The sequence below is a fragment of the Solibacillus merdavium genome, assembly GCF_014836935.1.
In the GTDB taxonomy this organism is placed as follows: Bacteria; Bacillota; Bacilli; order Bacillales_A; family Planococcaceae; genus Solibacillus; species Solibacillus ferritrahens.
Genome location: NZ_JACSPW010000004.1, coordinates 208471 through 217276 on the forward strand (window position 1 = coordinate 208471; position 8806 = coordinate 217276).

The following is an 8806-nucleotide window of genomic DNA, read 5'->3' on the forward strand; positions in this document are numbered from 1 at the left end:
CTTTTATAATTTGATTGTTACGTTCGATTGCTCACAGTAAAATTCGAAGCTATGTGCGCCGCCTTCACGCCCGATTCCACTTTGTTTCATACCGCCAAACGGTGTACGTAAATCGCGTAAATACCATGTATTCACCCATACAATTCCCGATTCGATTTGCCCAGCTACACGGTGCGCACGACGTAAATCATTCGTCCAAATTGTCGCTCCTAAACCATACGTTGTATCATTCGCATAACCAATTACTTCTTCTTCTGAATCAAATGGCAATACCGTAACGACGGGCCCGAAAATTTCTTCCTTTACACAGCGTGAATGTTCATCTAATCCAACAATAATTGTCGGTTCGATAAAGTAGCCCTTTTCCATATGTGCCGGTCGCCTTCCGCCTGTTAAAATTGTGCCGCCTTCTTCTTTAGCAATATCTATATAGTGCATGACTTTTTCGTAATGTTCCTTCCCTACTAATGAGCCGATATTCGTTTTAGAATCAAATGGGTCTCCGACAACCAGCTCTTTCGTACGGGCTACAAATTTCTGCAAAAAGTCATCCATGATGGAACGCTCTACGTATATACGTGATGCACATAAGCATACTTGCCCTTGATTACGGAAGCTCGAGTGTAGTGTCGTTTCCACTACTTCTTCGATATCTGAATCCGCAAAAATTATGGCAGGGTTTTTGCCGCCAAGCTCAAATGACACTTTCTTTAACGTTGGGGCAGCTGCCTTCATAATTGTCGTTCCTGTACGCGTTTCCCCAGTAAAGGTTATCGCATCCACTAATGGGTGCTCTGATAAAAACGCCCCTGCAGAATCTTTTCCGAAACCATGTACAATATTAACAACACCATCCGGCACACCCGCTTCCTTACAAATTTCTGCGAGCTTCGTTGCCGTCATTGGTGTTAATTCAGCCGGTTTCATAACGGCTGTACTACCTGCAGCTAAACATGGGGCAAGCTTCCACGTTAATAATAAGAGCGGCAAGTTCCAAGGATTAATCATTGCCACAACTCCTACCGGTCGCGTTACTGTATAATGCAGCGCAATATTGTCCTGGTTATATGCTTCATTTCCTAATGACGTCACATAATCGGCAAAAAAGTGAAAGTTATGTGCCGCGCGTTTAATATCCATCTCCATTGCTAATGCGTAAGGCTTTCCTGTATCAAGCGCTTCAAGCATTGCAAACTCTTCTACATTTTCCAAAATAAGATCGCCAATTTTGCGAATCACCTGCGAGCGCTGTTTCACTGTAAACGTAGACCATTCGCCTTTTACAGCCGCCTTAGCTGCTTTCACCGCAAAATCGACTTCATCCTGTGTTGCTTCAGCTACCCAACCGATTACTTCTTCAGTTGCTGGATTAATATTTAAAAATTTCCGATCTTCAGCCGCCTCGATATAATGACCGTTAATAAAATTGCGACAATCAATACCCTTTACCTGTACTTGTTGCATATCTTCCTACAGCTATGTGTAGGATTCACCTCGCTTTACGTCGATGTATAAAATAAGGCAACCTTAAAGAAGATAAAGCTATTACTTCCTTAAAGCTGCCGCACGTGCTGTTATTCTTCTACTTCAACAATCATCTCGATTTCAATTGCTGTATTATTCGGCAATTGCGCCATTCCTACCGCTGAACGTGCATGCTTTCCCTTTTCACCAAATACTTCAACAAGTAAATCCGATGCCCCATCCATTACTTTTGGCTGCTGTGTAAAATCAGGAGCAGAATTAACCATTCCTAAAATTTTCACAACGCGCTTCACCTTCGATAAATCTCCTAATTCATGCTTCAGCACTGTAATTAAGTTAATCATCGACTGCCGTGACGCCGCATAGCCCTCTTCAACTGTTAAATCCTCACCAAGCTTACCGTGATATTGGTCAACACCTTGACCTGATGTGAAAATTAAATTTCCCGTACGCACACAGCCTACATAATTTCCAACTGCCGAACGTGGTTTCCCTAGCTCAATGCCCAGCTTCTCCAACTGTGATTCTGGCGTTTGTGTATTATTCATTATTTACTCACACCAATCTTCGCTAAATTTAAAAACTGACGCGCATTTTCGCCAAGAACAGCACTCTTCACTTCGTCTGAAAGCTGCAGCGATTCATCGATGACTTTACCTGGATTAATCTCACGTAGCAAAAATGGGTAATCCGATCCCATAATGATCTTGTCATGACCAAAGCGCTCTAACAAAAAGGCAAAATTGTCTTTATCGTAAACGAGCGAATCGAAATAAAACTTTTTAGCGTAATAACTCGGCGGATGCTCTGTAAGACGTAAATGCGGCCAAACATCCCAGCCTTGATCGAGGCGCGGTAAAATATATGCAAATGACCCGCCGCCATGTGCAAAGCATACTTTGAGGTTCGGACATTTTTCCATCACGCCACTCCATATTAAGCTCGCAGCGGCAAGAGCTGTCTCACTCGGCATGCCTACTGTGTACATAAAGTTATGACGTGGTGTGCGATCTTTCGCCATCGTTTCCCATGGATGAATAAACAGCGGCATCTCCAGCTCTTCAGCCGCTTGGAAAAACGGAAGCAAATAGTCTGCATCCAAGTTTTCGCCATTGACGTTTGTTCCAATTTCAATACCTGCTAACCCAAGTTCCTTACAACGACGCATTTCTGCAATAGCTACCTCCGCATCCTGCATCGGCACGGTGCCTAACCCAGCAAAATGCGCTGGATAGTCCTTTACTATGTTAGCGATAAAATCATTTTGGAATTGTGCCATTTCTAGCGCTTGCTCCACTGGTGCCCAGTACGAAAAAGTAACAGGTACAGGTGAAATCACCTGCATATCCACACCTTCTTTTTTCATATCCTCTATACGCTTTTTCGAATCCCACACTTGATCCGTCACTTCTCGAAACAAATTGCCGCTTACCATAATGTCTGCTCCACAAGAACATTTTTGCTCCATTACCGGCCATTTATCATTACCGTACTTCTCTACAAAATTAGGTAAATTCAATGGATAAATGTGTGTATGGAAATCGATTCTCATACTTGCCATTCCTCAACTTTTTCTGACATTACGTGACCGCACTTATCGCACGTACGTAATTCCTCCGAGCCATTGAACTTTGCAATGCCTTCTGCAATCTGTTGTCCGATATTCGTTACTTGGAGCGTTACACGATGTACTTCATGATCGCATTTTTCACATAGCCATACTAAGTCCTCTAGTTCGCCTTCTTGACGTTTATATTCAATTACGATGCCGTATGTGTCAGCTACGCGGTGCGGAGAATGCGGCACATTGCCTGGTAATACGAACATCTCTCCTTCTTTTACTTCAATTACTTCGCGTTTATTTTCATCATTAATGATTTCAACATAGCAAGAGCCTTTTACTTGGTAGAAAATTTCATCTGAAGGGCTTACGTGGAATTCACGACGTGCGTTTGGACCGCCAACTAGCATTACTAAAAACTGAGAATCATTCCATAGTACCGTATTATTTACTGGTGGCTTTAATAAATCTTTGTTTTCCTCTATGATTTTCCAAATGTTTTGAGAGCGTGCCTGCATTTTGCTTACTTCAGTAAAATTGTTCATTGTAAAACCTCCTATTTTTTTGTGCTATGTGCCTCGCTTACTAGTTTTCTATTAAGTAGAATATAATAAGCTAATCACGTTAGCATTTAGATCGTTATATAGCCAATCTCCCGCGATATTGTCTGCGCAGAGCGGATAACCTCATTTAAAATAAGCTGATAATTATGTTCCTGAACGTAATTGATATCGCATACGAAGTTTAATGCGGCAATAACTTGCCCACTATAGCTTTTAATTGGTGCGGCGATTCCAAATGTCCCTGTTTCATTTTCACCCTTGCTAACAGCAAAGCCTTGTTTATAAATCTCTTTTAGCTCTACCTTCAAATCAGCAATATCAGTTATCGTATTTTCCGTAAACTTCTCCATACCATGATGCTCAACCGCCTTCAAAAAAGAAGGGTTATAGGCAAGCAGCACCTTACCGATACTTGTGGCATGAGCCGGGAATCTTGTTACACCGATATATGTCGGCAATACATCTGAATGGGGTGAAACACTTTTAAATATGAATCGGACTTGGCCGTTATCGAACATCCCAACATGAACGCTGCCTTTATAGCGATTTACAAGACTTGCCGCAATTGGTGCGACCTTTTCATTCATCTCCTGCTGATACATGACTTTATTACTCCACTCTAAAATGCGCCAGCCGAGTCGATATTTACGGTCTTTATCTTGCATTAGTATATTTTCCTTGCACATCGTCTTTAAAAAATGGTGTGCTGAGCTAACAGGAAGACCTAACATTTCTGCAATTTGTTTGTTTGACAAAGCTGACTCACTTTCGAAAAATAAATCAATAATTTGTGCCATTTTACTTACAGAAGCGATCATTCCTATTACCTCCTGATTAGTTTGTCTGTGGCTCTTTTACCGTATCTTCCTTCATTAAAATAGCATCAGCTAAATCAAGCGCATTGTCCTTTTTGTACTTGTTGTAGAAAATTGCGCGTTTACGAATTGGATCTCCAGTGTAATAACGCTCATATTGTAATGCGCGCATCCCAAACGCCTCTCCACATAAATCCCAGGCTAGCTTGAAGATTTTCATGCGTGCCTCTGCATCGATACCTGCACGACCACCATAATGACGATCAATCGTTGGACGCAACTCCTCACTTAAGAAGTCTGCCTCTGTTGGCATCATAAGCAAGCCCCCTGCACCAATTGTCTGCATTACTTCGATTGTGCGGGGGTACATGTCTGGCATCATACCGCGAATTGTTTCCAGTACGACTGGGTTTAATCGTGCCTCTCCATATTCCGTAATTGTATATTCATGCTCTGCTGTACGCAGTAGTGAACGAATAACCTCTGTATTTTGAATTAACTCCCCTAAATCCCGTTGCACATGTAAATATTGGTCTGCTCCGATTGAATCTGCCACTTTACATGCAACTTCCACCGCAAATTTTAGCTTTATATAGCCGCGTACGCCCGATTGATGGGCTGGTTGCTCAGCAATACCTGTCATAGGATACAGCAAGTTTGCTGCCTCAACATTGTTGTAAAGGAATACTTTATCCCAAGGAACAAGTACATCTTCGAAAACCAGTAATGCATCCATTTCTTCATATCGCGATGCAAGTGGATGATCGAATGTTGAACGTGTACCGTCCTGCACAGGCTCACGGCAAATAATTTTCAGCCCTTTTACATCAACCGGTACGGCAAACGCCAGCGCATATCGTTCATCTCCGGGCGCAAAACCTGGGAACGAATAAACAATCACTTCATCTGTCAATGCCGCCAATGTCGCCAGCATTTTTGCCCCGCGTACAATAATTCCTTCAGGTCGTTCCTCTACGACACCAAGATGCGTAAATTTATCAGCCTGTTCATGCGAATTTTTACTTCGGTCATTTTGAGGATTCACAATCGCATGTGTTAAGAAAATATCGTTATCTCGTAAATGCTTATAGTAGTTTTCGATATTCGTTGCCCAGTCCTCATTATATTTGCGTAAAAACCAAGAGTTTTGAGCCAACGATGTTACAACTGTATTTAAAAAATCCGGTGTACGACCCATTAATCCGAAAGTTTGACGTGCCACCACCTCAAACGCCTTACTTCGCTTCATAATATCCTCATAATTATGTGGCATTAAAAAGGATGTCGCCATACGCTCTCCTGTTTCCTCGCACACTACGGTTAAATCATCCTGATATACGGGATCATGCTGCATATCATACAACTTTGCAATTTCCTGTGCAGGTTGTTTAAAGTATGGTTCATCCAAAATATTTTCTACGATTTTCCCGTTTAACCAAACTTCTGGCTTGCGTGACTTTAATGCTTCAATATATTGTGCTCCAGTACGAATCCCCACCATATACACTCCCTTTATAATTATTGCACTTCCTGGCTTTTATACATCGCTGTCGTTCCCATCCTACCTTCAAAGAATGTTAATGAATCACCGTCTTGACGTTCGAATTCTGTAACCTCTCCAATAAACAGCACATGATCACCTGCATCATATTGTTGCCATTGCTTGCATTTAAAGTAGCTCGACACACCGGTAATGCTTGGCGAATCCCCTTCCTTATTCCAAGGAATATCCAGTCCCTCCTGTGGACGACCCGCAAACTGCCATGCAATAGCCTCCTGATCATCCGCCAACACATTGATCGTGAAAGGTTTATTTTGTAACTGCTTATATGAATTTGCTTTTTTATCAATCGACACAAGTGCAAGTGGTGGCTCTAAAGACACCGATGTAAATGAATTCACCGTAATTCCATTAATCCCATCTTCATCAAACCAAGTCACAACTGTTACACCTGTCGGAAACTTTCCAAATGCCTGTCTTAATAATTTTCCGTCCATAATAAAAACCCCCTTTCAAATTATTAATCTCATATTAACAAGATGAATATGGTGGTTATAGCGATAAATTTCACAATATGAAATTATCTAAATTTTTTTAATATTCTTATATTGAAGTTTATAATTCTTCTTTTCGTTAATAACAGTTAATAATCCTCCATTTCGATTTACTCAATTGACGGATAAATTTTTCTATACTAACTTTGATATTCATCATAAAAAGCACCAATGCCTTTCTCATTAGGCATTTGGTGCTTTAAAATTGTTCAACTCAAAAAAGGGATATCCGAACTCCGGACATCCCTTTCATAATAATTATTTTAACTCACAAGCCCAACCATCTTTATCCCCGTCTCTTGCTGCTGCATAGGCAGGGTGAGATGACTTGACACCAGAAGGGTAATATTTACGCATTTCTGTACAGTTTTTAAATGAAGTTGGTGCTCCTGGAATAACATAAGTACCTGAGCTTACATTACCTGTTGGTTTGGTAGGCGTTGTTGGTGTTGTTGTCGGTACAATTAACTCTTTTGCATTAATCGAATAGGTTTGACCATTTGTTGTAGTAACAATTGTACCTGTCTCCGCTGTTGCATAAGCTTTTGTACCGATTGTTTTAATATTTGCCATCACTTCTTTATGTGGATGACCATAGCTGTTGTCTTTTGCGTAGCTTAAAACAATCGCTTCAGGCTTAACCTTTTGTAAAAATGACAGTGAGCTACTTGTACTTGATCCGTGATGACCCGCTTTTAATACAGTTGCCGACACATTATATGCCTTTGAGATTTGTGCCTCTACTTCAGTATCAGCATCACCCATTAATAAAAATGATACATTTTTATACGTAAGCTTCAATACAATGGATGCATCGTTTGTGTTACTTGTCTTTGCATCGACTGCTAATACTTGTGTTTTTACTTCACTATCTAAATTAATGGTTTCCCCTACAGTTGGTTCCTTATAGCGGATATTTTTACTTAAAACAGTTTCCAGTAATTTCTCATACGTCACCGTTGTATGGGATTTACCACTGTTGATAAATTCCCCTACCTGAAATGCTTGAATGACTGCATTTAACCCGCCGATATGATCTGCATCAGGATGGGTTGCGACAATGTAATCGAGCTTCTTCACATTTTGTGCTTTTAAGTACGAAACAACTGTATTGCCATATTCCTTTGTCCCGGCATCTATAAGCATTGTTTTACCATTTGGCGCCTGAATGAATATCGAATCCCCTTGTCCTACATCTAAAAAGTGAACTTTCATTTTTTTTGATGAATTTAGGTTTTCCTGATACTTCACTGCTCGTGCTAAAAAGGCAGAAATATGTGCACGCGTTAAATTATTGGCCGGCTTAAACGTACCATCCTCATAACCGGTTGTTATTTTTGCTGCTGCTAATTGGCTCACTGCTTCATATGCAGTATGACCTTTTTTCACGTCTTTGAAAGTTTTCGTACCGTTTGGCAGATCGAATGCACGTGCAATAAACGCCGCCATATGTCCACGCGTTACTTTTGCCGTCGGCTTAAACGTACCATCTGTATAACCGTTGATGATTCCTGCTTCCACAGCAGATTGAATATAGCCACTATTGGCATGTGATTTTGGAACATCTTTAAATTTCGTGGCACGTTTTGTACCATCCAGTCCGACAGCTTTTGCTACCATGACTGCTACTTCCTCACGCGTCACAATATCCTTCACACCATACGCGTTTTTGTCGGCAGAAATAATACCTTTATTTAATAAATAAGCTATATCATTATAGTTACTATGCTTTGGTGGTACATCTGTAAAGACCTGCTTCGCTTGTGCAGCAGTTGCTGGTAAAGACATTGATATTATAAGAATCAACGTTAGTAATACACTAAATATTTTATTCATTTTTTAACCTCCCGCTATTTATTATAGGTTTTTTAGAATAGAAAGGAAGTTATTTTCAAATAATATATGTGGTTATTTAATACCACTTGTGGCTATTTAACCCTCACTTTATAGAAGGCTTCCAATATAGGAGGAGGAACTTTATTGAGACTCAACCTTAAGATGTTAAAATGAATTTATTTTTCGATTATTGTTTATAGTATGGATTGGCAATATGTATGTTATGTTTCAATAAAATTTTATTTTTTGTCTTTTTTTATACAAAAAAATGATTAGCAATTGCATCATATTCCTTACAAAAATAAAAAAGCATGCAGCCTATGCTACATGCTTTAAAATGACCCGTACGGGATTCGAACCCGTGTTACCGCCGTGAAAGGGCGGTGTCTTAACCACTTGACCAACGGGCCTATTTGGCTCCGAAGGCAGGACTCGAACCTGCGACCTGCCGGTTAACAGCCGGATGCTCTACCAACTGAGCTACTTCGGAA

General features: G+C 40.6%; 8 protein-coding genes and 2 tRNA genes. All 10 read right to left on the reverse strand.

Features of this window, described 5'->3' with window-relative positions; genetic code table 11:
• Window positions 1-3: 3 nt before the first annotated feature.
• Window positions 4-1464: an aldehyde dehydrogenase gene (locus H9632_RS06650; protein WP_191703328.1), complete on the reverse strand. Its 1461-nt coding sequence runs from the start codon at window positions 1462-1464 to the stop codon at window positions 4-6.
• Between the two features lie 110 nt (window positions 1465-1574).
• On the reverse strand, window positions 1575-2033 hold the full coding sequence (locus tag H9632_RS06655) for a RidA family protein (RefSeq protein ID WP_191703329.1): 459 nt from the start codon (window positions 2031-2033) through the stop codon (window positions 1575-1577).
• On the reverse strand, window positions 2033-3037 hold the full coding sequence (locus H9632_RS06660; RefSeq protein ID WP_191703330.1) for an amidohydrolase family protein: 1005 nt from the start codon (window positions 3035-3037) through the stop codon (window positions 2033-2035). The genes H9632_RS06655 and H9632_RS06660 overlap by 1 nt, the downstream gene beginning before the upstream one ends.
• Entirely contained in the window at window positions 3034-3591 is a 558-nt protein-coding gene (locus H9632_RS06665) for a 3-hydroxyanthranilate 3,4-dioxygenase (protein WP_191703331.1), read from the reverse strand. The genes H9632_RS06660 and H9632_RS06665 overlap by 4 nt, the downstream gene beginning before the upstream one ends.
• Before the next feature lie 86 nt (window positions 3592-3677).
• The gene (locus tag H9632_RS06670) at window positions 3678-4427 is read right to left on the reverse strand and encodes an IclR family transcriptional regulator (protein ID WP_191703332.1); all 750 of its coding nucleotides are present in this window, start codon (window positions 4425-4427) and stop codon (window positions 3678-3680) included.
• Window positions 4428-4443: 16 nt separating this feature from the next.
• Complete coding sequence (locus tag H9632_RS06675; protein ID WP_191703333.1) at window positions 4444-5922, reverse strand: 4-hydroxyphenylacetate 3-hydroxylase family protein; 1479 nt, start codon at window positions 5920-5922, stop codon at window positions 4444-4446.
• A gap of 20 nt (window positions 5923-5942) precedes the next feature.
• Window positions 5943-6422, reverse strand: coding sequence for a flavin reductase family protein (locus H9632_RS06680; RefSeq protein ID WP_191703334.1), 480 nt, complete (start codon window positions 6420-6422; stop codon window positions 5943-5945).
• A gap of 315 nt (window positions 6423-6737) precedes the next feature.
• On the reverse strand, window positions 6738-8315 hold the full coding sequence (locus H9632_RS06685) for an S-layer homology domain-containing protein (RefSeq protein ID WP_191703335.1): 1578 nt from the start codon (window positions 8313-8315) through the stop codon (window positions 6738-6740).
• A gap of 338 nt (window positions 8316-8653) precedes the next feature.
• A tRNA-Glu gene (locus H9632_RS06690) sits at window positions 8654-8725 on the reverse strand.
• A gap of 4 nt (window positions 8726-8729) precedes the next feature.
• Window positions 8730-8805, reverse strand: a tRNA-Asn gene (locus H9632_RS06695).
• Window position 8806: the final 1 nt, after the last annotated feature.